Origin of the sequence: Gluconacetobacter diazotrophicus PA1 5 (genome assembly GCF_000021325.1) — a bacterium.
GTDB classification, from domain to species: Bacteria; Pseudomonadota; Alphaproteobacteria; order Acetobacterales; family Acetobacteraceae; genus Gluconacetobacter; species Gluconacetobacter diazotrophicus.
Genome location: NC_011365.1, coordinates 862,917 through 888,561 on the forward strand (window position 1 = coordinate 862,917; position 25,645 = coordinate 888,561).

Here is a 25,645-nt window from a genome sequence, read left to right on the forward strand (position 1 = left end):
CGCCCCAATATATATATTAAATTTATGCGTAAAAATTCGGAAAATAATATTAGACGTTATTTAAATTTCTATACTTTTATGAACTTGTATTCGCCGAACCCGACGGGTCGCCATCATTCGGCACGCGGATCATTGATGCGACCGCGAAAGCAACATCTTCCGGCGATGAAAGTTTCCCGCCCGCGACGGAATTCCGCCACGATGCCGGCGTGTCAGCGGCGCCGCGGCATGTAACTGCCGGCCCACAGGATGGCGGCGTTGGCCACCAGCCCCACAAGTCCGGGATTGATCCCGCCCAGATCGACACCGCCCAGATACAGTCCGACCGAAAGCCCGTCCCCGGCCAGCAATCCGGCGACCAGCGCCGCCGGTCTGACCGGCCGGGCAAGCAGGATAGCGAACAGGCCGGGCGCCGCCTGCGTCACGCCAAAATAATACATGGTGTTCAGCTTGACCAGGACGCCGGACGCGTGTGCCGCGCTGACGACCGAAAACAGCAGATAGAGCGCGATCACGACCTGCGCGCCGTAGCGCTGCTGGCGATCCGACAGGCCATGCAGCAGGTTGTGCGATACCAGCGAACCGATCGCCAGGCACATTCCGGCCAGGACCACCAGCGCCGACAGGGTGCAGGCCGCGGCCACCAGCCCGTCCATCCAGCCGGGCAGCAGCGCCAGCGACACGGTCATGAACGCATCGTTCGGCGTGGGCAGCGCCATGCCCGACCGGCGCGCATACTCGGCGACCAGGTACAGGAACGGGAACATCAGCATATAGAGCGGCATCAGGACCTGGTTGCGCCGGACGATCCGCCGCGAGCGCCCGGTGAACAGGAACGCCACCGTCTGCGGCGCGACGCAGAAGCCGATCGACTGCAGGATGACGGTGGACATGGCGAAGGCCTCGTCCCGCCCGGTGGGACGGATATCCGCGATGTCCTGCCCGACCGCCCGCCCGGCCTGGTGCGGGTCCGGCAGGTGGCCCATGGCCAGCAGGGCCGCGCCGCCGACCGCCACCACCGCGACGATCATCAGCACATCCTTCAGGATCGAGACATAGGCCGGGGCGCGTATCCCCGACAGCGCGACCCAGAAGAACGCCATCACCGCCGCCAGCGTCGTCAGCAGGATGCTGGGCACCTGCCAGCCGAAGCCCTGCAGCACCGTCAGCAGGCCGACGAACTGCATGTCGCCGAACGGCAACAGGAACAGGATGGCATTCAGCGCCATGGCGATTTCGACCGCCCGGCTGCCGACATGGTGGCGGAACAGGTCCGCCAGGGTCAGGGCATTGCAGGCCTGTCCGGCCTGCCAGATCCTGGGATTGAGGAAATACCCCACCGGAAAGGCCAGCACGATGTAGCTGAGGAACCAGAGTACGAACGCCGTGCCGTGGCTGACCGTGCCGGCGGGAAAGCCCAGCACGGTGCCGATGCTGTACGTCTCGCCCACCGCCAGGAAGAACAGCAGCGCACCGCCGAACTGCCCCGAGGCGACGAAGAAATCCCGCGTTCCCTGGTGATGGTGCCCTCGCCGGGAATAAAGCGCGATCCCCAGCGACAGCAGGATCACGAGGCAGAACGTCACACTTGACATGGGATGTCAGTCGTCATCGCCGAGATGGCGGTCATGCAGGACCCATACCGTGCCCAGGCAGGCGGAGGTCAGGACGAACCACGCGAACAGCCAGGCCGTCACGACCGGGAAGCCCAGGATCGTGCCCCGCACCCGGTCCAGCCACGGCAGAGCCAGATCCACGGCGCAGAACGGGATACCGATCCCGACGGCCAGCCGCCATCGCGGCAGCACGGGCGACGGTCCGTTCGGCAGGATGACGGGTGCGGCATCCGCGGGCGGATCATCGATCATCACGGCATGATCCGTACCCGCCCGGTCGCGGTCAAGCCGGTTTATTCCGTTTTGGAAACCATATCCGCCGGGCCCGGGCTCCGGTCCTTCAGGTTCCGGTACAGGTGATAGGACAGCAGGGTCTTCGCGTCGGTGCGGCCGATCCCGGGGATCGCATCCAGGTCGATGATCCGCAGATGGATCGTTTCATGCTCGCAGGCATTGCCGGTCCGTCGCCCGTCCAGCGCCCGCATGGCCTGCGCGTCGATATCCAGATCGACGGCGTAGAGCGTGATCGCCTCGTCGCATCCGCCGGGCGACAGCCAGACGGTGGTCAGTTCGACCAGCATGTCGGCCCGCACGGTCAGGTCGGTGCCGACTTCCTCGGCCAGTTCGCGCAGGGCGGTGCTGACAAGCTGGCCGCCGTCCAGCATGCCGGCCGGCAGCGCCAGCAGGTCGGGGCAGGCCACCGGCAGGCGCGGCTCGCACGTCAGGATGGTCCGCGGGGGATGGCCGGGACAATGCAGCACCACCAGCACCGACACCGAATCCCCCCGCAGCAGGGCCGCGCCCGGGACCTGCCGCCCGGCATGCCAGGCGTCGGCCTCCACCAGAATGAAGCCCACCCTGTGTCCGAAGAAGACGACGTCCCGCACCGCCACGGCGCGCAGGTCGAACCGCGACGCGGCCTGCAGCAGCCAGCGCCGGAAATGCGGCGCGGCACGGACGTCGGCATGGCGATCCGGCGGGACCGAAACAGCGAAGGTGACCGGAATCCCGTCCATGTCCACCGTGTCCATACCGTCTGCCCCTCCAAAATCGATTCAGGTCATTTTCAGGTGAAACATGACCGTGATACGCGCCGACGCCGGCATGCGCCCCGACAGAACGGTGCAATGCACCGTCCGGCCGGCCGCCAGGGCCGCTTCGTCCAGATCGTCATAGCCGGTACTGCGCGCCAGTTCAGCATGGGCGACGGCCCCGTCGGGGCCGAGCTGCAACGACAGTTCGGCCTCCCCTTCTTCATGCAGTCGCCGCGCCATGGGCGGGTACCGGCCGGCCGGCCGGTCGCAGACCGGTGCCGCCGGGGGTGCCGGGGCCACCGGCTTCACGGGGGCAGCAGCCGGCTCCGGCGGGGAAAGCGGGGCGGGCTTTGCCGGGGCGGGGACCGGTACGGTCGCCTGCTGCCTCGCCACGCGCGGCGCGTGGGACGGCATCGCTCTGGGACGGGGTACGATCCGGTCGGCATCCCGGTCCGCCGGCATCACGGGCCGCGAAGGCGGGGTGTCGGGCCGGGGCCCGGGCGGCGGCGGCTCCGGCGGCGTGGCCGCCGGTGTGGGTGGGGGCGGCTTTGGCGCGGCGACGGGGGGCAGGAAATACATTTCCACCACGCGCGCCATGGACGGCACCGGAATCGGCCGCCCCCACGGGAAGACGACCAGCCCGAAAAGGCCATGGAGCAGCAGCGCCGCGACCATCACCGCCGGGACCAGGCCGCGCGACGCGGGCGCGGCCTGGCGCATCAGGCGGTCGCGCCGCCCCCGGTCCGGGACAGCGGCCGCGCGCATCACGGTGTCGGCTCCGTCACTCATGGTCGCCAGAAAAGGCCGAACACGGCAATTTGACAACCACCGCCGCCGGGGGCGACAAGAGCGGCGATCCGTAAAGAGGCATATCCGTCCGCTCCATGACGCGCGCCGCCCTTCCTGCGACACGGCCGATTTGCGGCCGCTGGCTGATCGTCGCGCTGACCCTGATCGGCCTGCTGAGCCAGTTGCTGATCCAGAGCCGCGCACTGCCCGACGAGATGCCGCGCGCCACGATCGAACGCCTGACGGGCATCGATATCGCGTGCACGATGCCGGCGCGCCCCCATGACGACGGCATGGCAGGCATGCGGATGGACGGGGCGCCGCAGGTGACACCCGACGGCCATCACCCTGCCGCTCCGGACCACGGCGATTCGTGCCCGCTCTGCCCGCTGCTGCATCTGCCGGTCGTGACGCTGACGACGCTGGCGTTCCTGCCGTTGCCGCCAATGGTGTGGGCACGGCCGCGCAGCCGCCCCGCCCAGCCACGGGCCCCGCCCGTGCGCGGCTGCGGACTACCGCCGTCACGGGGGCCCCCTGCCGCTGCCTGACCCGTAGCGCCGACGGCCCACGCCACCCGAATGCCCAGACCACGCCCGCGCCCTGGTGCCCGCACCATGCCGCGTGGCCCATGCGGACAGGCGGGCATGACGCCGCCGGCTGACATCCCGTCAGTTCAGGACAGCCCATCCATGTCACGTTTTCCCGCAGCCCCCTCGCCTGCCGAGGCGGCACTCTGCGGCTGCATCGTCGCCTTCTGCGCCCATGCCGCCCCGGCCCGCGCCGGCGATCCGGTAGTTACCCTGCCTTCGCTCTCGATCGAGGCCACGGATCTTCCATCGCTGGCGGACAGTCCGCTTTCCGCCTCCTCGCCCGGCGCCAGCGACCGCGCGGCCGCGCAACTCGGCAGCCCCGACGCCGTCGCCCTGTTCCACGACACGCCCGGCTTCAGCGCCTATTCGGCCGGCGGGATCTCGTCGCTTCCGGTGCTGAACGGCATGGCGGACGACCGGGTGGCGACCGTCGTCGACGGAGTGCGGATCAGCGCGGGGTGCCCCAATCACATGAACCCCGCCATGTCCTATATCGACCCGGACAGCGTGCAGACCGCGACCGCGATCGCCGGGATCACGCCGGTCAGCCTGGGCGGCGACAGTACCGCCGGCACGGTCGATGTCGAGCGGCGCGACCCCCAATTCGCCCGGAAGGGCCAGGTCCTGGTCACCGGCCATGTCACCGGCAATTACCGCAGCAATGGCGGCGGGTCCGGGGCGTCGGGCACCGTCACGCTGGCGGACGACACGTTCAGCCTGCGCTACACGGCTTCCTACGCCCATGCCGGCGATTATCACGCGGGCGGCGACGGGGGCGTGGTGCGCTCGACCGATTACCTGACCTTCAACCATGCCGTGACCCTGGGCATGCACAAGGGCAACCATCTGCTGGCCCTGACGGCAGGCCAGCAGGATACCCCCTACGAGGGCTTTCCCAACCAGTACATGGACATGACCAACAACCGGTCGACCTACGTGAACGGCAAGTACGACGGCAGTTTCGACTGGGGCGACCTTGAGGTCCGGGGCTACTGGCAACGGGTCGATCACGTCATGGACATGCTGGGCGACAAGGGGGGCCATTCCCCCACCACCGGCATGCCCATGAACACCGATTCCCGGATGGCGGGCTATACGCTCAAGGCGACCATCCCGCTGGGGCCGCGCGACACGCTCCGGCTCGGCAGTTCGTTCGATCATGACGGGCTGAACGACTGGTGGCCGCCGTTGCAGGGCAGCATGATGATGGGACCGGGAACGTTCCATAACGTCAATAACGGCCACCGCGACCGGCTGGGGCACTACGCGGAATGGGAAGCACGCTGGACGCCCCGCCTGTCCACCCTGCTCGGGTTCCGCAACGACCTCGTCATGATGAATACCGGACCGGTCTCGCCCTATTCCTGGACCGGCATGATGGCGGCGGCGGACGCCACGGCCGCCCGGGCGTTCAACGCGATGGACAGGGGCCGTACCGACGTCAATTTCGACGTCACGGCCCTGACGCGCTGGCAGGCGCTGGACAGCCTGACGATCGAAGGCGGCTATGCCCGCAAGACGCGCTCGCCCAACCTCTATGAACGCTATGCGTGGGGCCGGGGCGCCATGGCAACGAAGATGATCGGCTGGTTCGGCGACGGCAACGGCTATGTCGGCAACCCGAACCTGACGCCCGAAATCGCCAATACCGCCAGCATCACGATCGACTGGCACGACCCGCACGGACAGGCATGGGACCTGAAGATCCAGCCCTACTACACCTACACGCATCACTATGTGAACGTCGTGCGCCTGGCGCAGTACAGCAACGGCACGTCGCGGCTGGAATTCGTCAACCATGACGCCCAGAGCTACGGCATCAATGCCTCCGGCTCGTACCGTCTGTGGAACACGGTCCGGTATGGCCAGGGCGACCTGGTCGGCACCGTCGACTGGGTGCGCGGGCAGGATCTGGTGACCCGTTCCGGCCTGTACCACCAGATGCCGGCCAACGGCATGGTCGGTGTGCACGAGACGGTCGGAAACTGGACCGGCCGCGTCGAGATGACGTTCGTGAAATCGAAGGACACCGTCGACCGGCTGCGCAACGAGCCGCGCACGCCGGGCTATGCGCTGCTGGGCCTGGGGGGAAGCTATCGCTGGCGCTACCTGGCGCTCAACGCCGGCATCGATAATGTCATGAACCAGAAATATTATCTGCCGCTTGGGGGATTGTCGCTGGGCGACTACGACGCGACGGGCGTTCTCGGCCCGCTGAAGGGCATGGGCCGGTCGTTCAATGTCAGCCTGACCGGGTCGTTCTGAATCGTCAGGCGGCGTCGTACCAGTCGCGGTACCAGGCGACGAAGGCGTCGATCCCGTCCTGCAGCGCGGTGGCGGGACGATAGCCGGTCAGATGTTCCAGGATCGTGCAGTCGGCCCAGGTCCGGGGCACGTCGCCGGGCTGCATCGGCAGGTTGTGACGGATGGCCGTCCGCCCCGTCGCCCGTTCGATGGCGCCGATGAAATCGCCCAGGGCGACGGGCTGGCCATGGCCGACATTCACCACGCGGAACGGTGCGACCGGGCTGACGCCCCGCCGGGTGGGGGTCGTCACCGCCGGCGCGTGCGGCAGCAGGCGGCAGAGCGCCTCGACCACGTCGTCGATATAGGTGAAGTCCCGTTCCATCTGCGCGTTATTGTAGACGTCGATCGGGCGGCCGCCGAGGATGTTGCTGGTGAAGCGGAACAGCGCCATGTCCGGCCGCCCCCATGGGCCGTAGACGGTGAAGAACCGGCAGGCGGTGATCGGCAGCCCGTACAGGTGGGCATGGGAATGACCGATCTCCTCGCACGCCTTCTTGGTCGCGCCGTAGAGGCTGAGCGGGTGATTGCAGGCCTGGTCCTCGGTAAACGGGCTCTCGGCGCTGGCCCCGTAGACCGACGAGGTCGAGGCCAGGACGAAATGCCGCACGCCCAGCGTCTTGATCGCTTCCAGCAGGTTATGGGTGCCCACGATGTTGGCGCTGATATAGGCGCCGGGATTTTCCAGGCTGTACCGCACCCCGGCTTGGGCGGCGAGGTGAATGACGATGTCCGGGCGCGCCTCGCGGCAGGTTTCCGCCAGCCGGACCGCATCCTCCAGCATGAATTCGTGGCGGGTGAAACCGGGCCGCATGGCAAGGCGGTCGTGACGCTCGCGCTTCAGCGCCACGTCGTAATAGGCGGTGATCCCGTCGATGCCCGTGACCTCATGCCCGTCATCCAGCAGCCGGCATGCCACATGGAAACCGATGAATCCCGCCGTGCCGGTCATGAGAATACGCAACAGAACCTCCCCGTCCGGTTTCAGCCCATATAGAGCGCGACGGCCGATGAGAAGCCCCGCCCGACACGGGCGAGCGTCCGGATGATTGAACGGATCGCAAACTTCACTTGCGGGGTCCGCTATCGGATAGGCCGCCCCGCTCCCTTATGGTAGCGGACAGGATCGGGCTTTGGGACGAGGATACGGGACATGACGGCCAACCGCTGGTTCATCGATAGCGAAACCGGACACCTGGACGACGTCCTGCTGTGCCCGCCGACCTATTACGACTGGATTCCCAGCAACGACATCGCGGTCCTGAGCCTGGAAAATGGCCTGAAGCCCGAGCATCACGCCGTACAGAAGCAGTTCGACGAAATGGTCGACTGCCTGCGCAGCGCCGGCGTGACCTGCCATTTCCTGACGCCGCAACCCGGCCTGCCTTATCAGGTCTATACCCGCGACAGTTCGCAGACGACCCCCTTCGGCACCGTCGTCACCAGCCTGTTCCGCCACGAGCGCAAGGACGAGAAGGCGCAGATCGAAGCCTTCTACGGCGCGGGCGAGATCTGGAAGACCGCCGGGAAGGGCACCGCCGGGGGTCATGTCGAAGGCGGCGACATCCATGTCATCCGCCCCGGCCTGCTGGCGGTGGGCGTCACCGGCACGCGCACCGACACGGCGGGCGCCCGCGAATTCACCGGCTGGTTCGACGAGGCCGGATGGCAGACGCGGATGATCCGGTTCTCGGACCATTTCCTGCATCTGGACGTGGTGTTTACGATGGTCGCGGAAAACCTGGCCCTGGTGGCACCCGACGCCCTGGCCGACGCGGACCTGGACTGGTTCCGCGACCAGGGCATCCGCCTGCTGCCCGTCACGTACAAGGAAGCGATGCGCGACATGGCCTGCAACGTGCTGGCGCTGGGCGACGGACGGGTGGTCAGCCCGCGCCATTCCACCCGCGTCAACGCGATGCTCCGCGCGGAAGGCCTGACGGTGCTGGACCCGGAACTGGACCAGTTTTCCCAGGGGGGCGGCAGCATCCATTGCATGACGATGCCGCTGCGCCGCCGGTCGCTCCTGCGCGGCTGAGGGCTATTCCATCTCGACGCGGCTTTCCACTTCGCGCCACAGATGAATGTACTGCCCGGTGTCGAAGCGGGGCTTGATGAACATGCGCCGTACCGCCCGTATCCCCGTGGGCGTGAAATAGGCCCGCGGCGGCGGTTCGTCCTCCGACACCTGCAACAGCCCACGCGCCACCAGGCCGCGGATCGAGGCCGGGATACGGGGGCGCCCGCAGCAGGGCCCGCTTTTCCAGATCGGCAGGATAATCCCGTCCGACAACGATGGATTGTGCCCGGAATAGGTTCCGAAGGACCAGCGAATAAACCGCTCCTCGGACCGGGTCAGACCTGTCTCACCCATATGTTCTGCTCGCGTTCTTGTTTTTATTATGCGCGCCGATCGGGCCGGCTTCGGGCCCGGTCCCATTTTCAGTTGCATCCGCCTTCTGATGCAACCCATTCTTTATCTTTTGTCATAGTCGGCGCAACCAGGATTCCGGACAGCCCTGCCCTTTCTCCTTGACAAGGCAGGCGCAAGGCGGGCCGTTCTGCCCGCCCGACCCTTTCCCAAGCCCGGATCGCGCCCGCCATGCCTGAATTCCCTCCCCCGCAAACGGGCAGCCTGACCTGGGGGGAATTGCGCACCCTGGCCCTCGCCGCGCTGGGCGGGGCGCTGGAATTCTATGATTTCGTGATCTTCGCCTATTTCGCGAAAATCATCGCCCAGCATTTCTTCCCCGCGATCCAGCCCGACTGGCTGCGCCAGACCGAGACGTTCGGCCTGTTCGGGGCAGGATACCTGGCCCGGCCGCTGGGCGGGGTGGTCATGGCGCATTTCGGCGACAGGCACGGGCGCAAGAAAATGTTCGCCTTCAGCGTCCTGCTGATGGCGGCCCCCACCCTGCTGATGGGGCTTCTGCCCGGTTTCGGCACGCTGGGCATCGGCGCCCCGCTGGCCCTGCTGCTGCTGCGCATGGCACAGGGGGCCGCGATCGGCGGCGAGGCGCCGGGCGGCTGGGTCTTCGTGGCCGAACATGCCAGCGCCGGACGCACCGGACTGGCCTGCGGGCTGCTGACCGGCGGACTGACGGCCGGGATGCTGATCGGCTCGCTGGTGGCGCTGGGCCTGAACCTGGCCCTGCCGCCCGCCGCGATCGTCGCATGGGGATGGCGCCTGCCCTTCATCCTGGGCGGCATCTTCGGCCTGATCGCCATGAAACTGCGCCGCTGGCTGGAGGAAACGCCGGTCTTTACCGAGATGCACGCGCGGGATGCGCTGGCGCGGCAGACGCCGCTGGTCGCGGTGCTGCGCACCTGCCGCCGGGCGGTCATCCTGTCCATCATCGGCACCTGGACGCTGACGGCCGCGATCGTCGTGCTGCTGCTGATGATGCCGTCGCTGCTGCAGACGCTGTACGGTTTTTCCCCCGCCCGCACCATGGATGCCAGCCTGGTCGCGACCTTGTCCGTCACCGTCGCTTCGGTCGTGATCGGCGCGGCCACCGACCGGTGGGGCCTGCGCGGAATGATCCCCCCGGTGGTCGGGCTGCTGATCGCGGGGGCATGGGGGCTGTATGCGCTGGCCCCCGCCCATCCCGGCTGGTTCCTGCCGCTGGCCGCGCTGGCGGGTATCGGCGCGGGATACGTCAGCCTCGTGCCGATCGCGATGGTGCGGGCCTTTCCCGCTGCCGTGCGGTTTTCCGGGCTGTCCTTTTCCTACAACCTGTCATACGCCGTCTTCGGCGGGCTGACCCCGGCCTGCGTGTCGGCCCTGGTGGGGCATGACCCGCAGGCGCCCGCGCTGTATGTGATCGGGACGGCGCTGGCAGGGGGTGCCGCGCTGTGGGCCATGCCCGGCGCGAAACGGGACCTGACGCGGACGTGCCATGGACGGGAATCCCCCTTCCATGCATAAAAATACCATGAGCAGGACATCGCCCGACATCATCGCCCGCCGCATCCGCCAGGGAAGTGGACAGGAACCGCCTGACCTGGTGGTCCGCGACGTCCGCCTGTTCGACCTGGTCACCGGCGACCTGATCCCGACCGACATCGCGATCTGCGGCGATACCATCGTCGGCATGCTGGACCGCTACCAGGGACCGAACGTGATCGAGGGGAACGGGCGCGTCGTCGTTCCCGGTTTCATCGACACCCACCTGCATGTCGAATCGTCGCTGGTCACGCCATTCGAATTCGAACGCTGCGTGCTGCCGCACGGGGTAACGACCGCGATCTGCGACCCGCACGAAATGGCCAACGTGCTGGGCACCGACGCATTGCGCTATTTCCTGGATGCCGCGACGCGCATGGTCATGGACCTGCGGGTCAACCTGTCCAGTTGCGTGCCGTCCTCCTCGGTCGAGACCTCGGGCGCGAACCTGGGCGCCGATGACCTGACGCCCCTGATGGACCACCCCAAGGTCATCGGACTGGCGGAATTCATGAACATGCCCGGCGTACTGGCCGGCGATCCGGATTGCCTGGCCAAGCTGGCGGCATTCTCGGGCCGGCATATCGACGGGCATGCGCCGCTGATGCGCGGCCGCGCGCTGAACGGCTACCTGGCGGCCGGTATTTCCACCGACCACGAAGCCACCCGCGCCGACGAGGCGCTGGAAAAGATCCGCAAGGGCATGACCGTGCTGATCCGCGAGGGATCGGTCTGCAAGGATCTGGCGGCGCTGGCCCCGCTGCTGACGGTCGAGACGTCGCCCTTCCTGGCCTTCTGTACCGACGACCGCAATCCGCTGGAAATCGCGCATGAGGGGCATATCGATTTCCTGATCCGCAGCGCGATCGCGCGCGGCGTTCCGCCGCTGGCGGCCTATCGCGCCGCCAGCCTGACGGCGGCGCGCGCCTTCGGGCTGGCCGATCGCGGCATGCTGGCCCCGGGCCGGCGCGCCGACATCGTGTTCCTGGACGACCTGGAAACCTGCCAGGTCTCGGACGTTCTGGCCGGCGGCCGGCCGATCGGTCCGGCCCTGGAGCAGCGCCGGACGATTCCGGCGCCGGGGCGCGACAGCGTGATCCTGCGGCGCCCGGTCACGGCGGAGGATTTCACGGTTTCGGGGTCCGGGACCGGTCACCCGGTCATGGGCATCATCCCGGGCCAGATCATCACCGATTTCCTGACCCTGGACCTGTCGGCGCGGCACGGCAGGGTCGAAGCCGATTGCGACCGGGACGTGGCCAAGGTTGCCGTGGTGGCGCGGCATGGGCTGAACGGGAATATCGGCCGGGGCTTCGTCCGGGGCTTCGGATTGCGGCGCGGGGCGCTGGCGTCCTCGGTCGGGCACGATGCCCATAATATCTGCGTCGTCGGCGCCGATGACGGCGACATGGCCGTCGCGGTCAATCGCCTGGCCGAAATCGGCGGCGGCTTCGTGATCGTCCAGGACGGGCAGGTGCGCGCGGAACTGCCCCTGCCGATCGCCGGGCTGATGAGCGATGCACCGTTCGAGACCGTGCGCGACCAGTTGGAGACCCTGCGCGCGGCAACCCGCGCCATGGGCGTGACGCTGGAAGAACCGTTCCTGCAACTGGCCTTCCTGCCGCTGCCGGTCGTGCCGCATCTGAAGATCACCGATCACGGACTGGTCGATGTCGGGCAAATGCGGGTGATCGGCTGATCCACCGCCCCGGCGGCGGCATCGTGGAATAGTTCAACCTGTTGCAGATTCCGCCCCGGGCTCTTCATCACAGTTTGTCGTCTTCGGAAATACAACGACACCATCCTGAGAAATATCATATCGTAGACCGCTCGACACCGGTCGTTTCGCCGGGCGATCGTCCCTTGTCATCCGCGATTCGGTAATGTATGCGAATAATTCTTACTATCAGGGTTAAACGGGCGTGCTTCGCAAAATACATCGATGGATCGGACTGATCCTGGCTCTGCCCCTGGCACTGCAGGGGATAACCGGCACGCTTCTGATCCTGATCCCGCTGCTGACATCCGGACGCCCGCAGACCCACGCCACGGGCATCCCCCGCCCCATGGAGGCACAGATCGCCGCCGCGCGCCCGGCGGCGCCGGCGGGTACCATCCCCCTGCGCGTCTCGCCGCCGCGCTGGGCGGGTGACAGCACGTGCGTCAGCTTCGGACCGCCGGGCGAGCGTCATCCAGCCTTCCAGGTGATGGTCGATCCCGCCACCGCCACGATCACCGGCACGCACACCATCCCCGCGTCATTCTTCTTCCTGCACCGGCTGCACGCCGACCTGTTTCTCGTCCCGTACGGCGAGACAGCCACCGGCATCATGGGGCTGCTGCTGCTGGGCATGGCCATCACGGGCATCATCCTGTGGTGGCCGCGTCCGGACCTCTGGCTGTCGGGCAAATGGCGCAGGACCATCACGATCTCGCGGCGCGCGCGCGGCTATCGCTTCTGGCGCGAGACCCATCAGAGTTTCGGATTCTGGACCGCCCTGATGCTGGCGTTCCTGGCCAGCAGCGGGACGATCCTCGCCCTGCCCTTCGCCCGTACCGTTCTGGGTGTGCATCGTCCGGCCCCGGCCGCCGCGCACCACGCCCATGGCGGGGGCCAGATGCCGGGTTCCGGCGGCGGGGTGCCGGGCGAGGCCGGACTTGACCATATGCTGGACCGCCTGCGGGCCACCTTGCCCGACGCGGTGCCGATGGACGTGACGCTTGGCCGCACGCCGGACGCCCAGCAGGTGCAGGTCGCCCTTCCCGCCTATGGCCCCAATCGCCCGGCGACGCTGCGCCTGGATGCCGCCAGCGACAGTCTGGTGATGGTACGCGACCCGGGCGCGCAGAAGACGGGCGAGGTGTTCTTCCAGTGGATGCATACGCTGCACGAGGCGAAGCTGGCCCCGTCGTCATGGTTCGCCCCGCTGTGGCGGGCCGCCATATTCGTCACCGGCCTGGCCCTGGCCTTCTTCTGCATATCGGGCGCCGCGATGTGGGTGCTGCGCCGTCCCGCCCGACAGGTCCGCGACCGGCAGCCCATCGCCGCCGCCCCGCCATCCGAGGAATACCAGTAAGGGGAAAAAGGGCGCGGCTGGCGGGATCGCGTGAAGTTGAATTCCGCCATCCGCCACGATGACATACCGAAGATACTGGAATTCCATCAGATATTTTCGGACCGGACCATGCCTGTCGCCCCTGCGAAGGCCGGCACTTTCATCACCCGCGCCAGCCCGGCCTATCGCCGCGCGGGCATGGCGCTGTTCCTGGCGGGGTTCGCCACGTTTTCGCTGCTCTATTGCGTGCAGCCACTGCTGCCGGTGCTGTCCCGCCAGTTCGGCATCGGGGCCGCCGCCAGTTCGCTGTCCCTGTCGCTGTCGACCGGGGCGCTGGCCATTGCCATCCTGGTGGCCGCCGCCCTGTCCGAACGGGCGGGGCGCCGGGAACTGATGGCCATGTCGATGGTCGTCTCGGCCCTGCTGAACATCGCGGCGGCCTGGGCGCCCACCTGGCCGTTGCTGCTGCTGGCCCGCATGGCGGAAGGCTTCGCCCTGGGCGGGGTGCCGGCGGTGGCGATGACCTATCTGGCCGAGGAAATCCATCCCCGGGAACTGGGACTGGCCATGGGGTTGTACGTCTCCGGCACCGCCTTCGGCGGCATGATCGGACGCGTGGGCACGGGCATCCTGACCGACGCCCTGTCCTGGCGCCCGGCCATGGCGATCGTCGGGGCGGCCGGCCTGATCGCGGCGCTGGGCTTCCTGGCGCTGCTGCCGCCCTCGCGCAATTTCACCCGGCGGCACGGCCTGGGCGCGCGGCATCATTTCGATGCGTGGGGGCGGCACCTGCATGACCCGGCGCTGCCGGCGCTGTACGGGGTCGGCTTCGCGGTGATGGGCACCTTCGTCACCATCTTCAACTATGCCGGCTATCGCCTGATGGCACCGCCCTACGACCTGGACCAGACCAGGCTGGGGCTGCTGTTTTCGGTCTATGTGTTCGGCATCGCGTCCTCGTCCATCGCGGGGGGACTGTCCGACCGCATGGGGCGCGGCCGGGTCATGACGGCCGGAATCGCGATCATGGCCGCCGGCATCCTGCTGACCCTGGCTGGCGCGCTGCCGGCCATCGTCGCGGGGATCGTGCTGCTGACGGTCGGCTTCTTCACCACCCATGCGGTGGCCAGCGGCTGGGTCGGGCGGCTGGCGCTGGCCGACAGGGGCCATGCGACGTCGCTCTACCTGCTGGCCTATTACCTGGGGTCCAGCATCGCGGGATCGGTCGGCGGCTGGTGGTGGTCGGGCCTGGGGTGGAACGGGGTCGCCGCCTTCACCCTGATCCTGCTGGCCGGGGCGCTGGGGGCTGCCCTCCGGCTGCGCCGCCTGCCCCGCGCGACCGGCGGAATCAGGGCGGATAGGCCAGGCCGCGTGCCTCGCCGTCCGTCCGGCGCAGGCGCGCGGCGTCACGCGCGGGTGGAACGCCGAACATCCGGCGATATTCCCGGCTGAATTGCGACGGGCTGTCATAGCCCACCACGAAGCCGATGCCGGCGGCGTCCTGCCCGTCGGCCAGCAACATGCGCCGTGCCTCCTGCAGGCGGATGCGCGTGCGGTATTGCAGGGGGCTCATCATCGTCACCGCCTTGAAATGACGGTGGAAGGACGAAGCACTCATGCCCGTTTGGGCCGCCAGGTCACCGATACTGAACGGCTCGGCGTAATGATCGCGTATCCAGGCGACCGCCCGGCGGACATGGGACAGATAGCTGTCGGCGCGGGCAACCTGTCGCAGTATCCCGCCCTGGTCGCCCTGCAGCAGCCGGTAGAGGATCTCCTGCTCGAACAGGGGCGCCAGCACCGGGATGTCCTCCGGCCGGTCCAGCAACCCGACCAGCCGCGCCACGGGGTCGAGCAGCGTGTCGGTCACCGTGCTGACGGCCAGGCCCGCCGCCGGCCTGGTTTCGGCCAGCACGGCGGGCACGTCCAGCAGCAGGGCGGCAATCCGCGACGGGTCCAGCGCCAGGCTCAGCGCCAGATAGGGATAATCGGGCGTCGCCTGCGTGACGCCGCCCGTCACCGGCAGGTCCACCGTGGCGATCAGGTAGTTCCGCGCGTCATAGGCGAAGATCCGATCGCCCAACACCACCTGCTTGCTGCCCTGCACGATCAGGCAAAGCGTGGGCTGGTACACGCAACTGACCGGCAGCGTCGGCGCGTCGGCGCGCATCAGCGACAGGCCGGGCACCACGGTTTCGACGCGACCCGCCTTGCAATGCCTGTCAATATGGTGGCGCAATGCCTCGATCGATTGCCGCATGCCGTTCCCTCCGCCCACCGATGTGGCCGCTGGACCGGCATCTGGCAAGCCATGGGGCCGGATCTTCGGCAGGATCGTGCAAGAACCAGACAGCATTCCGCATTCAGCCGGCGGGAGCGGCATGGCATGTTCGCCAAGGATATCCTGCCCCGACATTTTCAGAAGGATCACACATCATGTTCGCATGCACAGGATATGCGGCCACCGCCGCCGACGCGCGGCTGGCCCCGTTCGCCTTCGAACGTCGCGATACCGGGCCGGAGGACGTGCGGATCGACATCCATTATTGCGGCGTCTGCCATTCCGACCTGCACCAGGCCCGCAACGAATGGCACAACACGATCTACCCCTGCGTTCCCGGGCATGAAATCGTCGGCCGGGTGGCCGAGGTCGGCACCGGTGTCACAAAATTCCGCGCGGGGGACCTGGTGGGCGTGGGCTGCCTGGTCGATTCCTGCCGCGAATGCCAAAGCTGCCGCGACGGGTACGAGCAATATTGCGAAAACGGCTTCGTCGGCACCTATAACGGCCAGGACCGGCACGGGCGCGGCATCACCTTCGGCGGCTATTCCCGTGCCATCGTGGTCGACCAGGCCTTCGTCCTGAACGTGCCCGAAACCCTGGACCTGGCGGCCGTGGCGCCCCTGCTGTGCGCCGGAATCACGACCTGGTCCCCGCTGCGCCACTGGAAGGTCGGGCCCGGGCAGCGCGTGGGCATCGTGGGACTGGGCGGCCTGGGCCATATGGGCGTGAAGTTCGCCCGTGCCTTCGGGGCCGAGGTCGTGCTGTTCACCACGTCGGCCAGCAAGATCGAGGACGGGCTGCGCCTGGGCGCGCATGAGGTCGTGCTGTCGCGCGACCCCGATGCCATGGCGCGCGAGGCCGGGCGCTTCGATTTCATCCTGGATGCCGTCGCGGCCGACCACGACATCAACGCCTACCTGAACCTGCTGAAGCGCGACGGCACGCTGGTCCAGGTAGGGGCGCCGGAAAATCCGCTGCCCGTCTCGGTATTCAGCCTGCTGATGAAGCGGCGCAATTTCGCGGGTTCGCTGATCGGCGGCATTCCCGAGACCCAGGAAATGCTCGATTTCTGCGGCGAACACGGCATCACCGCCGACATCGAAATGATCCGCATGGATGAAATCGAGACCGCCTATGCGCGCATGCTGCGATCCGACGTGAAATATCGCTTCGTGATCGACATGGCGACACTGCCCGCACAGGCCTGATCCTGCCAGGGGCGGCCATGGCGGTCGCCCCTTCGCCGTCCGGGGCCTATTCCTGTTGTCTGGAAACAATGTGCCGCTATCCTCGTTCGAGAAACACCTGCCTGTTCACGGCGGTGGCGAACGACAGAGCGGTTTCCGATGACACAGCACGCGACATGGCCTTCACCCCCCCTGCCCGCGCCGTTCTCGGTCGGGGACCTGACGTTGGCGGAACCGGCGGAGCAGATGAAGGCACGCTACCTGGCGGCCCATCCGTTTCCCCACCTGATCATCGACAACCTGTTTCCCGCACCCTGGCTGCGCGCGGTCCTGGACGATTACGACACAGGCGCCGTCCGGCACTGGAAATCCTACAATACCGCCCTGCAGAAAAAGAAGGGAACAGAGCCCGATTCCGATCTTCCCCCTGGCATCCAGCGTTATTTCGACTTCATCAATTCCGGCCCCTTCCTGCGCCTGCTGACGCAACTGACGGGAATCGAGGCCCTGCTGCCGGACCCGACATTATATGGCGGCGGGCTGCATGTCGTTTCGGGCAGCGGTCATTTCGACATGCATATCGATTTTCAGAAACATCCAACCACGAATCTGAGCAACCGGCTGGCGGTTCTGACCTACCTGAATGACGGCTGGGACAGCACCTGTGGAGGCAGCCTGGAGCTGTGGACCATGCGTCCCGCCCGGCGCGCCGTCACGATCATTCCGCATTTCGGGCGCACGGTCCTGATGGAACAATCCGCGATCGCGGCGCACGGCCACCCCGAGCAGGTCAGGCCGGGGCTGGAGCGCAAGGCCGTGATTGCCTATTTCTATACGAACGATGCGGCATCGGGCCGGAACACAACGGTTTATATGCCACGCCCCGGCCAGTCCGCGAGCGCGCGCCTGCAGACGACGCTGCATAACGTCCTGCCCCCCCAGGGCGTGAGACTGCTGCAGAAGATCCGGCGTGCGGCGCGCCGGAACAGTGCCTGATTGTGGAAGGCCCACCCGCTCTCACTCCTTCGTATTCGTCACGACATCCAGCCAGACCGCCGCCAACAGGATCGTGCCCTTCACGATCATCTGCCAGTATGCCTCGACCCCCAGCATCGACATGCCGTTATCGAGCGTCGCCATCATCAGCGCGCCAATCAGCGCCCCGAAGACCGTTCCCGCGCCGCCCCGCATGGACGTGCCGCCGATAATGCATGCGGCGATCGCGTCGAGTTCCTGGAGCGATCCGGCGGAAGGCGAGCCCGCCGCCAGCCGGGCCGTCGTACTGATTCCGGCCAGTGCGGCCATCACGCCCATCAGGCTGAAGACCGACAGCTTGACCAGCTTCACGTTCACACCGGACAGGCGTGTGGCTTCCAGGTTGCCACCGATCGCATAGATGCGGCGGCCGAAGGTCGTCCGCTGCGCCAGGACGGTAAAAATCGCTAGGAAGAACAACATGGCGAGAACCGGCAGCGGCACGCCCCGATAGGCATCGAGCGCCGCGAACAACGCGACAATCGCCGCCGCCGACCCCGCCAGCTTGACGATGTCGAGCCACAGGGGCGCCGTCGCGAGATTGTAGCGCGTCCTGTTGGCCCGGGACTGGAAGGCCGAGGCGGCAAGGATGCCCAGAATGACGATCTCCAGCCCCCGGCCGAACAGCGGGGGCAGGTAATCCTGCGCCACCGCCACCAGGTGCGGCGATACCGGGGCGATCGTCGCGCCACCGGTAATCCCGAGCAGGATGCCGCGCAGCGCCAGCAACCCGGCCAGGGTGACGATGAAGGAGGGTATGCGCAGATACGCAACCCAATATCCGTTGAAGGCCCCGATCGCCGCCCCCGCGACGATGATGATCAGGACATTCAACACCAGCGGCATATGAAAGGATACATCCAGGATCGCCGCAAGACCGCCGAGCAACCCGAGCATGGAGCCGACCGACAGATCGATTTCCCCGGAAATGATCACGAACACCATCCCGCAGGCGAGCATCCCCGTAATGGACATCTGCCGCAGCAGATTCGAGAAATTGCGTGCCGTCAGGAAATCGCCATCGGTGAAGTGGGAAAACACGCCCCACAGGATCGCGATGGCGATCAGAAGCGCCAGCGTCTTGTATCGCGCAAAGGCGCGCCTGATGTGCGCCGTGTCCAGCAGCTTGACCCGTTGGGCCATACCGGCGGTGAAATGCGGCGGGCTGGACACGGGGGTATTGGGTATGGTCATGATACGTCTCAATTCACGCGGCTTGCGCGATCGGCGTGATGGCGGCCGTCAGGATGCGTTCTTGCGTCAATGTTGCGTCGTTGATGAATTCGCCGCGCAACTGCCCTTCCCCGATCACCAGGACGCGGTCGCTGATTCCGAGTATTTCCGGCAGTTCCGACGACACCATGATGATCGACATGCCTTCCTTCACCAAGGCGAACATGATCTTGTAGATCTCGGCCTTGGCGCCGACATCGACCCCACGCGTCGGCTCGTCGAGGATCAGGATCCTTGGTTTCGGTTCCAGCATTTTCGAAATGACCGCTTTCTGCTGGTTTCCGCCCGAAAGGTTGGCGATCGGCAGCAGCGCGCTGGAGGTCTTGATCCGCATGCGCGTAATCGCCTCACCGATCGAGGAAAACTCATGCCCGTCGTCGATCAGGCCATGATGGCTCAGCGATCCGATGACGGACAGGGTGATGTTATACCCCACCCCCATCGCCGGAACGATCCCGTGGGCCTTGCGGTCTTCGGGAACCATGCAGATACCCTGACGGACCGCGTCCCGCGGGTTCCTGATTTTGACCGGCTTGTTGTTGATCAGGAATTCCGCGGAATATGCGCCCTGGTAGGCGCCGAACAGCGCGCTGACCAGTTCCGTCCGCCCCGCACCGACAAGTCCGGCAATACCCAGTATCTCACCCTGGCGGAGCGAGAACGAGACATTGTCGACACGTTTTCTGGCGGTGTTGTTCGGGTCGAGGCAGGTCACGTTCCGCGCCTGGAAGATCACGTCGCCGATCGCATGCTCCTCTCGCGGAAACAGGGCGGTCAGTTCCCGCCCCACCATCATGCGGATGATATCGTTCGTGGTGATTTGGGCCATCGCCGCCTCGCCCACGAAGCGCCCGTCCCGGATCACGACGACCGTATCGGCGATTTCCTCGATTTCATCGAGCTTGTGCGAAATGTAGACGCAGGCCGTTCCCTTGGACTTCAGTTCCCTGACGATCGTCAGCAGCGTCTGGATTTCGGACCGGGTCAACGAGGATGTCGGCTCGTCCAGGATCAGCAGGCGCGCCTTCTTGTCCAGCGCCTTGGCGATCTCGATCAGTTGCTGCTCTCCCCCGCCATAACGCGAGACAGGCAGTGCGACGTTGATGTGACCCATATGCAGTTCGGCCAACAGCCGTGCCGCGTCCTCGTACATCTTGTTGAAATTGATCAGGCCAGCCGCCGTGTACGGCTCGCGCCCCAGGAAGATGTTCTCCGCCACCGACAATTGGGGAATCAGCATCAGTTCCTGATGGATGATGACGATACCGGCATCTTCGGTTTCCCGGATCGATCGGGCCTTCAGCTCGGCGCCGTCCCACAGGATCTGGCCGCCCCACGTTCCATACGGATACACGGCCGACAGAACCTTCATAAGCGTCGATTTACCCGCGCCGTTCTCGCCGCACAGGCCGACGCATTCGCCGGCCCGGACACGGATATTGATGCCGTTCAGGGCCGGAACGCCCGAAAACGATTTGGTAATCTCCTTCATTTCAAGAAGGTATTCGGCCATATCCCGTGTCCTCGCGTATCGCGTGTCCATTCCAATCGGGATGCGCGGGAAGGAGTATCCGTCTTCCCGCGCACACGGCGAAGGATTACTGTCCTTCGATCTGTGCCATCGTGAAATACCCGTCCTTCACGACGCGATCGAGATTGGCCTTGGTCAGTGAAATCGGCGTCAGCAGAACGGTATTCACATCCTTCTGCCCATTGTTCATCTTGGTCGTATAAGTGGGCGTCGTCCCCTTTGCCAGGTCGACCGCCAGGTGCGCTGCGGTGGATGCGATATCCTTCAACGGCTTGTAGACCGTCATGGTCTGCGTGCCCTTGTTGATGCGCTGCAACGCCGCAAGGTCGGCATCCTGCCCGGAAATGGCCGTCTTGCCTGCCAGGCCCTGCGCGGCCAGCGCCTGGATCGCACCCCCCGCGATCGTGTCATTGGACGCGACGATGCCGTCGATCTTGTTGGCGGTGGCGGTCAGGGCGTTTTCGGTGATGGCAAGCGCCTCGGTCGGGCTCCATTCCTTGACCCACTGGGCGCCCACGATCTTGATCTTGTGGCTGTCCACCAGGGGCTGCAGCACCTTCATCTGGCCTTCGCGCAGCAACTTCGCGTTGTTGTCGGTCGGCGCGCCGCCCAGCAGATAATAATTTCCGGTCGGTGCCGCATCCACGACGCCCTGGGCCTGCATTTCACCCACGCGCACATTGTCGAACGAGATATAGGCGTCGATATCCGAATCCAGGATCAGGCGATCATAGGAAATCACCTTGATTCCGGCCTGCTTTGCTTCGGCAATCGTATTGGCCAGCACCTTGCCGTTGAACGGCACGATGACGATAACATCCATCCCGCGGGATATCAGGTTTTCAATCTGCGCCATCTGGCGGGATTCGCTGGCATTCGCCGACTGCACGTTGACGGTCGCGCCCAGTTTCGTCGCAGCAGCGACAAAATAGTCGCGGTCATGCGTCCAGCGTTCCACGCGAAGGTCGTCGATGGAAAAACCGATTTTCGGATGGGCGGCGCTGGCGATGGCCCCATGGGGCACCATCGCGCACAACGCGCTGGCCATGAGCACGCCAAGGGCTGCCCGACGCGTGACAGACGCGCGGCATTTGATAATCTTGTTGTTATTGTTCACCAAACACACTCCGCTCTTGCCGAACAGATTTCGCCATCAGGCGTCGTTCGATCCCTCGCCAGTCATTTTGCAATGCCTTTTTGGCTTGCTGGCGTTATCTAAACTGACAGCAGATGTGTTGGCGCAATACAAGCGATATAGCGTGCTTACCCTATAACGACTGCGTCATCTGGCAGGGGGCGGACCCAACGCGGGCGCGCCGTTCTAGGCAGCCTGCGCGACCCCGCCCTTGACCCGCCGAAACTTCCCCAGCATGCCGCCGAACCGTCCGGCAAGCTGGTCGAACACGTCGCGTCGCAGCATGAACAGCAGCACCGGATAGAGGCCGGTGCCCACGGTCCCGATCGCGATGACCCGCGACAGGTCATGGGCGCGGACGCCTGGCAGGAGCGATGACGCGTACCCCAGCCCCATCGCCACCGCCGAGATCACGAAGGGCATGACGTAGAGCTCCATCACGCGCCCGACGGGCACGCCGCAGCGCCGAAGGATCAGCAGCGAACAGAGCGGCGGATAGGTGAAATAATAGAACGCCACCGCCATCGCGACGCCAAGCGCACTGTCCGCCAGGCCGCCCGCGATCGCCAGCCCGAAGAAGAGCGGCGCCGAGATCACGGCGAACATCAGCCCCAGCCGGAATTCGCGCCGCGCGCTGAGCAACGAGCCGGTAATCCACGACACCGCGTCGAACGGCAGGCCCAGGCTGAGGATCTGTACGAACGGCACCGCCCGCATCCAGCGTTCGCCGAACAGGAAATGCAGGCCGGGTCCGGCCAGGACGGCCTGCAGGAAGCAGAACGGCACGACGATATAGGCCAGCAGGCGACAGGCCTTCAGCGCGGCCTCGGTCTGGCGGTGCGGGTCGCTGCGCAACTGCGCGAAGGCCGGCAGCAGGACATTGATGAAATTGCCGGCCAGCATCCGCACCGGCTGCGCCGAGAAGCGGAAGGCGAAGAAATAGAGTCCGACGACGGAATGCGACGCGATCAGCCCCAGGACGATGTAGTCGCCCTGGTTGACGATTTCGATGATCGTCCGCGTGGCGAACACCGTGCTGCTGCTGCCCAGGATGTACTGCAACTGGACCTTGCGGATCGCGCGGCCGATGCGCGGCGGGGCCTTCCACCAGAACAGGGCGGCCTTGATGACGGCCAGCACCGGAATCGGGATCGCGAAGCTGTAGGCGCCGCATCCCAGCCACGCCAGCAGGATCGTCCCCAGTTGCAGCGCCATGATTTCGAATGTGTTGTAGGCCGCCAGGAAGCGGAAATCCATGTCGGCGCGGATGCGCACCGAAGGCACGGTGGCCAGGGTCTTGATCGGCGTGGCGATGGCCAGCGCCGCGATCAGCCCCACCAGTTCCGGCGAATGGTACCAGGACGCGGCGAACGGGGCGGCGACCAGCATCCCGACCATGCCCAGCAGCCCCAGCGACAGGCAGACCCAGAAGGCCGGCGCCGACCACAGCGTCATGACCTTCTGCCGTTGCAGCAGCACGTCGTCGACACCGAAGCTGACCAGCGCGTTGGCGATCCCGAACACGGTATAGGCCAGGCCGATGACCCCGAAATCGGCCGGGGTCAGCAGCCACGCCAGCGCCAGCTGCGAGACGAAGCCGATTCCCCGCGCCGCCAGGCTCTGCACCATCAGCCACAGGACCCCGCTGGTGGCCGCCCTGCCCAGCCCGCCCGCGCGCGCGCCCTGTCCTTCTGCCGCCATGCGGTCCTCCTCTGGGTCTCGTCGTCTTTCCGGTGTCGTCACGCCGGTTGCGCGCGGCCCGCCAGGCGCTTGAAGACGTCGCGCAGGCCCGACGGCAGCACCAGCCGGAACGAAATCCGGCCCAGCAGCACGGGATAGCGCGCGGGCGACACCAGCTTCAGCGCATCGCCGAAACGGCCATGCGCGGCCAGGCGGGTTGCCGTCGCCATCAGGTGCTCGGCAATCTCGACGCGGTTTTCACGGTCGATTGCCACGTCCCGGTCGCGCAGCGCGCGGCCGATGAACGCGCAATCCGCGCTATCCAGTTCGTAGGGCCGGTAGAACGCCAGCGCGACCAGCTTCATTCCCAGGGCCAGGGCCAGCCAGGACCGTTCGGCCTGGGTCAGGCCGGGGCAGCCGGCGCGAAAGAATTCCTCCAGCGTTTCCGCCGCTTCGCATCGTCGCAGCTCGGCAGGGCTGAACACCTGGTCCGGCTGGCCCGCGCGACGGCGGCGCGCCGACAGCGCGGCCATCTGCGACCAGAAGGCCATGGACCGGCCATTGCGGATCGAGGCACTGGACACGCTGCCCGCATGGACGCGATAGGACCCGAAATTCCGGTCGATGTTCGACAGCGTCCCGATATCGTCCAGCCGCCAGTACAGGTCGCTGTCTTCCGCCACCGCCAGGCTGCGATATCCGCCGGCCAGGTCGAAGGCGGCCCGCCGCATCAGCAGGAAGGGCTGCGGCAGGTAGGGCTCGCGCGCCGGAATCCAGAACGGGTCGGCCTTGTCGATCCGCGCCAGCCGTACCCGGCCGCCCGTCGGCCGCCCCTGCGCGTCGATATGGCTGCCACTGCCGGACACCGCGACGCAGTCGGGGTGCTCTTCCATATGGCGGATCTGGCGTTCAAGGCGATCGGGGGCCGCCAGGTCGTCGGCATCGTGCCGGGCGATGAACGGGGCGCGGCACACCGAAAGCCCGTATGTCAGGGCGGCGACGATTCCCCCGTTGGGCTGGGTCAGCACGACGATCCGCCCGTCCTGTGCCGCCATTTCGGCCAGGATGCGGCCGGTCGCATCCGTCGACCCGTCATCGACGACGACGATGCGGATATTGCGCACCGTCTGGTTGCGCAGGCTGTCGATCGCCTCGCGGATGGTCGGCTCGGCATTATAGGCCGGGACCAGGATGTCGATCACGGGATCTGCCATTGCACCTTATCTCCCCCGGTGGGTCAGGTAACGGTCCAGGACGAGCATCTGCGGCCGGTCCTGTCCGGTCTTGGTCGGTTCCAGCGTATACATGTATTCGCCCCACAGCGGCCCGGCGGCCCAGTAGGTCCAGCCGAGCCAGACCGCCTGGTTGGCCGCCAGATAGGATGCGACCTTGTCCAGGACATCCAGGCAGGCCGCGCTGCGGCCGACGCCGAATTCGCCCAGGAAGCCCTTGTTTCCCGTCTGGTGCAGCCATGCGGTGAAGGAGGCCAGCCGCGCGACCGCCTGATCGGTCGGGATGCAGTCCGGGCTGCGGCCCGAACTGTCGGGATCGAAATATTCATGGACTTCGAACACCAGGGAATGGTCGGGGTCCTTCAGCGTGGCCAGGGCCGGAGCATTTACGGTTGCGAAACCATGGGCGGCGTCCCAGCCAACGCCCGATACCAGGATCGGGTTCCGGGCCCCCGCCGCGCGAATGCCCAGGATCGCCTGCTGTTCGATATCGCGCCACGCCTCGGCCGATTTCTGCTGCGGTTCGTTCATCAGGCCGAACCAGACATCCGGCCGGTCGCGGAACGCGGTCCCCAGGCGGGTCCACAGGTCGCGAAAATCGGCGGCGGTCACCTGGCCGTCGCCGATCAGCGTGCCGCGATAGCGGCCATAATCGTGGATATCGAGGATGACCTTGCCGCCCACCGCGTGGACCTGGTCCACGAACCCGTTGATGCGGCCCATATAACCGGAATCCAGCGCCACCCCCGGCGCGGGCTGCAGCCGTTCCCACAGAACGGACAGGCGAAAGATATTCATCCCCCGGTCATGGAAGTACGTGACCTCGCCCGGCTTGGGAAACAGATAGTCGTAGCCGTAGCGACCCGGGATCTTGTTCGACGAATAGGCCGCCCCGGCCAGGTTCACACCCTTGTAGTCCTGGGCCCGGGCCGGCATCGCCCCCGCGAGCAGCAGCAGCGCCAGGGCGGTCGATCGCATGGGCAATTGTATAAT

The 25,645-nt window shown here is 66.4% G+C and carries 22 protein-coding genes; 9 read left to right on the forward strand and 13 right to left on the reverse strand.

The window, feature by feature from the left end; translation table 11 throughout:
• Positions 1-212: 212 nt before the first annotated feature.
• From GDIA_RS03730 to GDIA_RS18065, 4 genes are read right to left on the reverse strand one after another with little or no spacing between them, the layout of a single operon-like run.
• Positions 213-1,595 carry a sodium:solute symporter family protein gene (locus GDIA_RS03730; RefSeq protein ID WP_012553329.1) on the reverse strand — a complete coding sequence of 461 codons (1,383 nt, stop codon included), beginning with the start codon at positions 1,593-1,595 and terminating at the stop codon, positions 213-215.
• Between the two features lie 6 nt (positions 1,596-1,601).
• Positions 1,602-1,868 (reverse strand): DUF3311 domain-containing protein, encoded by a 267-nt coding sequence (locus GDIA_RS03735; protein WP_012553330.1) that lies wholly within the window; start codon positions 1,866-1,868, stop codon positions 1,602-1,604.
• A gap of 41 nt (positions 1,869-1,909) precedes the next feature.
• The gene (locus tag GDIA_RS03740) at positions 1,910-2,647 is read right to left on the reverse strand and encodes an NUDIX domain-containing protein (protein ID WP_012553331.1); all 738 of its coding nucleotides are present in this window, start codon (positions 2,645-2,647) and stop codon (positions 1,910-1,912) included.
• Positions 2,648-2,671: 24 nt separating this feature from the next.
• Complete coding sequence (locus GDIA_RS18065) at positions 2,672-3,439, reverse strand: energy transducer TonB (protein ID WP_081434697.1); 768 nt, start codon at positions 3,437-3,439, stop codon at positions 2,672-2,674.
• 95 nt (positions 3,440-3,534) lie between these two features.
• Here GDIA_RS18065 and GDIA_RS03750 point away from each other — a divergent pair, with 95 nt between their 5' ends.
• Positions 3,535-3,987: a DUF2946 family protein gene (locus GDIA_RS03750; protein WP_012226529.1), complete on the forward strand. Its 453-nt coding sequence runs from the start codon at positions 3,535-3,537 to the stop codon at positions 3,985-3,987.
• Positions 3,988-4,128: 141 nt separating this feature from the next.
• Positions 4,129-6,294, forward strand: coding sequence for a TonB-dependent receptor (locus tag GDIA_RS03755; protein ID WP_012553333.1), 2,166 nt, complete (start codon positions 4,129-4,131; stop codon positions 6,292-6,294).
• Between the two features lie 4 nt (positions 6,295-6,298).
• On the opposite strand, the gene GDIA_RS03760 is transcribed toward GDIA_RS03755, so the two are convergent.
• Positions 6,299-7,297 carry an NAD-dependent epimerase/dehydratase family protein gene (locus GDIA_RS03760; protein WP_012226540.1) on the reverse strand — a complete coding sequence of 333 codons (999 nt, stop codon included), beginning with the start codon at positions 7,295-7,297 and terminating at the stop codon, positions 6,299-6,301.
• Between the two features lie 189 nt (positions 7,298-7,486).
• Here GDIA_RS03760 and GDIA_RS03765 point away from each other — a divergent pair, with 189 nt between their 5' ends.
• The gene (locus GDIA_RS03765) at positions 7,487-8,371 is read left to right on the forward strand and encodes a dimethylarginine dimethylaminohydrolase family protein (RefSeq protein ID WP_012226541.1); all 885 of its coding nucleotides are present in this window, start codon (positions 7,487-7,489) and stop codon (positions 8,369-8,371) included.
• 3 nt (positions 8,372-8,374) lie between these two features.
• Here GDIA_RS03765 and GDIA_RS03770 read toward each other — a convergent pair whose 3' ends face one another.
• The gene (locus GDIA_RS03770; protein ID WP_012226542.1) at positions 8,375-8,707 is read right to left on the reverse strand and encodes a hypothetical protein; all 333 of its coding nucleotides are present in this window, start codon (positions 8,705-8,707) and stop codon (positions 8,375-8,377) included.
• A 228-nt stretch (positions 8,708-8,935) separates the two neighbouring features.
• Between GDIA_RS03770 and GDIA_RS03775 the strand changes: the two genes are divergently transcribed.
• The 4 genes from GDIA_RS03775 to GDIA_RS03790 all read left to right on the forward strand — a co-directional run bounded on the left by GDIA_RS03775 (position 8,936) and on the right by GDIA_RS03790 (position 14,787).
• Positions 8,936-10,261: an MFS transporter gene (locus tag GDIA_RS03775; RefSeq protein WP_012226543.1), complete on the forward strand. Its 1,326-nt coding sequence runs from the start codon at positions 8,936-8,938 to the stop codon at positions 10,259-10,261.
• Positions 10,262-10,268: 7 nt separating this feature from the next.
• Positions 10,269-11,978, forward strand: a complete 1,710-nt coding sequence (gene ade / locus GDIA_RS03780; protein ID WP_043458670.1) for an adenine deaminase — start codon at positions 10,269-10,271, stop codon at positions 11,976-11,978.
• Positions 11,979-12,201: 223 nt separating this feature from the next.
• Complete coding sequence (locus GDIA_RS03785; RefSeq protein WP_012226545.1) at positions 12,202-13,356, forward strand: PepSY-associated TM helix domain-containing protein; 1,155 nt, start codon at positions 12,202-12,204, stop codon at positions 13,354-13,356.
• Between the two features lie 108 nt (positions 13,357-13,464).
• Positions 13,465-14,787 carry an MFS transporter gene (locus GDIA_RS03790; protein WP_012553335.1) on the forward strand — a complete coding sequence of 441 codons (1,323 nt, stop codon included), beginning with the start codon at positions 13,465-13,467 and terminating at the stop codon, positions 14,785-14,787.
• On the opposite strand, the gene GDIA_RS18320 is transcribed toward GDIA_RS03790, so the two are convergent.
• Positions 14,684-15,595 carry an AraC family transcriptional regulator gene (locus GDIA_RS18320; protein ID WP_012226547.1) on the reverse strand — a complete coding sequence of 304 codons (912 nt, stop codon included), beginning with the start codon at positions 15,593-15,595 and terminating at the stop codon, positions 14,684-14,686. The two genes, GDIA_RS03790 and GDIA_RS18320, sit on opposite strands and share 104 nt — an antisense overlap.
• Positions 15,596-15,771: 176 nt before the next feature.
• Between GDIA_RS18320 and GDIA_RS03795 the strand changes: the two genes are divergently transcribed.
• Both GDIA_RS03795 and GDIA_RS03800 read left to right on the forward strand, forming a co-directional pair.
• The gene (locus GDIA_RS03795) at positions 15,772-16,827 is read left to right on the forward strand and encodes an NAD(P)-dependent alcohol dehydrogenase (protein ID WP_012226548.1); all 1,056 of its coding nucleotides are present in this window, start codon (positions 15,772-15,774) and stop codon (positions 16,825-16,827) included.
• A gap of 138 nt (positions 16,828-16,965) precedes the next feature.
• Positions 16,966-17,802, forward strand: coding sequence for a 2OG-Fe(II) oxygenase (locus GDIA_RS03800; protein WP_012226549.1), 837 nt, complete (start codon positions 16,966-16,968; stop codon positions 17,800-17,802).
• A 21-nt stretch (positions 17,803-17,823) separates the two neighbouring features.
• On the opposite strand, the gene GDIA_RS03805 is transcribed toward GDIA_RS03800, so the two are convergent.
• The 6 genes from GDIA_RS03805 to GDIA_RS03830 all read right to left on the reverse strand — a co-directional run bounded on the left by GDIA_RS03805 (position 17,824) and on the right by GDIA_RS03830 (position 25,630).
• Positions 17,824-19,035, reverse strand: coding sequence for a sugar ABC transporter permease (locus tag GDIA_RS03805; protein WP_012553336.1), 1,212 nt, complete (start codon positions 19,033-19,035; stop codon positions 17,824-17,826).
• A 13-nt stretch (positions 19,036-19,048) separates the two neighbouring features.
• On the reverse strand, positions 19,049-20,587 hold the full coding sequence (locus tag GDIA_RS03810; protein WP_012553337.1) for a xylose ABC transporter ATP-binding protein: 1,539 nt from the start codon (positions 20,585-20,587) through the stop codon (positions 19,049-19,051).
• Between the two features lie 85 nt (positions 20,588-20,672).
• Positions 20,673-21,653 (reverse strand): D-xylose ABC transporter substrate-binding protein, encoded by a 981-nt coding sequence (gene xylF / locus GDIA_RS03815; RefSeq protein ID WP_173363377.1) that lies wholly within the window; start codon positions 21,651-21,653, stop codon positions 20,673-20,675.
• Between the two features lie 273 nt (positions 21,654-21,926).
• Positions 21,927-23,441, reverse strand: coding sequence for a lipopolysaccharide biosynthesis protein (locus tag GDIA_RS03820; RefSeq protein ID WP_012553338.1), 1,515 nt, complete (start codon positions 23,439-23,441; stop codon positions 21,927-21,929).
• Positions 23,442-23,479: 38 nt separating this feature from the next.
• A complete protein-coding gene (locus GDIA_RS03825) occupies positions 23,480-24,634 on the reverse strand; it encodes a glycosyltransferase family 2 protein (protein ID WP_012553339.1) in 1,155 nt (384 codons plus the stop codon).
• A gap of 6 nt (positions 24,635-24,640) precedes the next feature.
• Complete coding sequence (locus tag GDIA_RS03830; RefSeq protein WP_041249424.1) at positions 24,641-25,630, reverse strand: glycoside hydrolase family 5 protein; 990 nt, start codon at positions 25,628-25,630, stop codon at positions 24,641-24,643.
• Positions 25,631-25,645 lie beyond the last annotated feature (15 nt).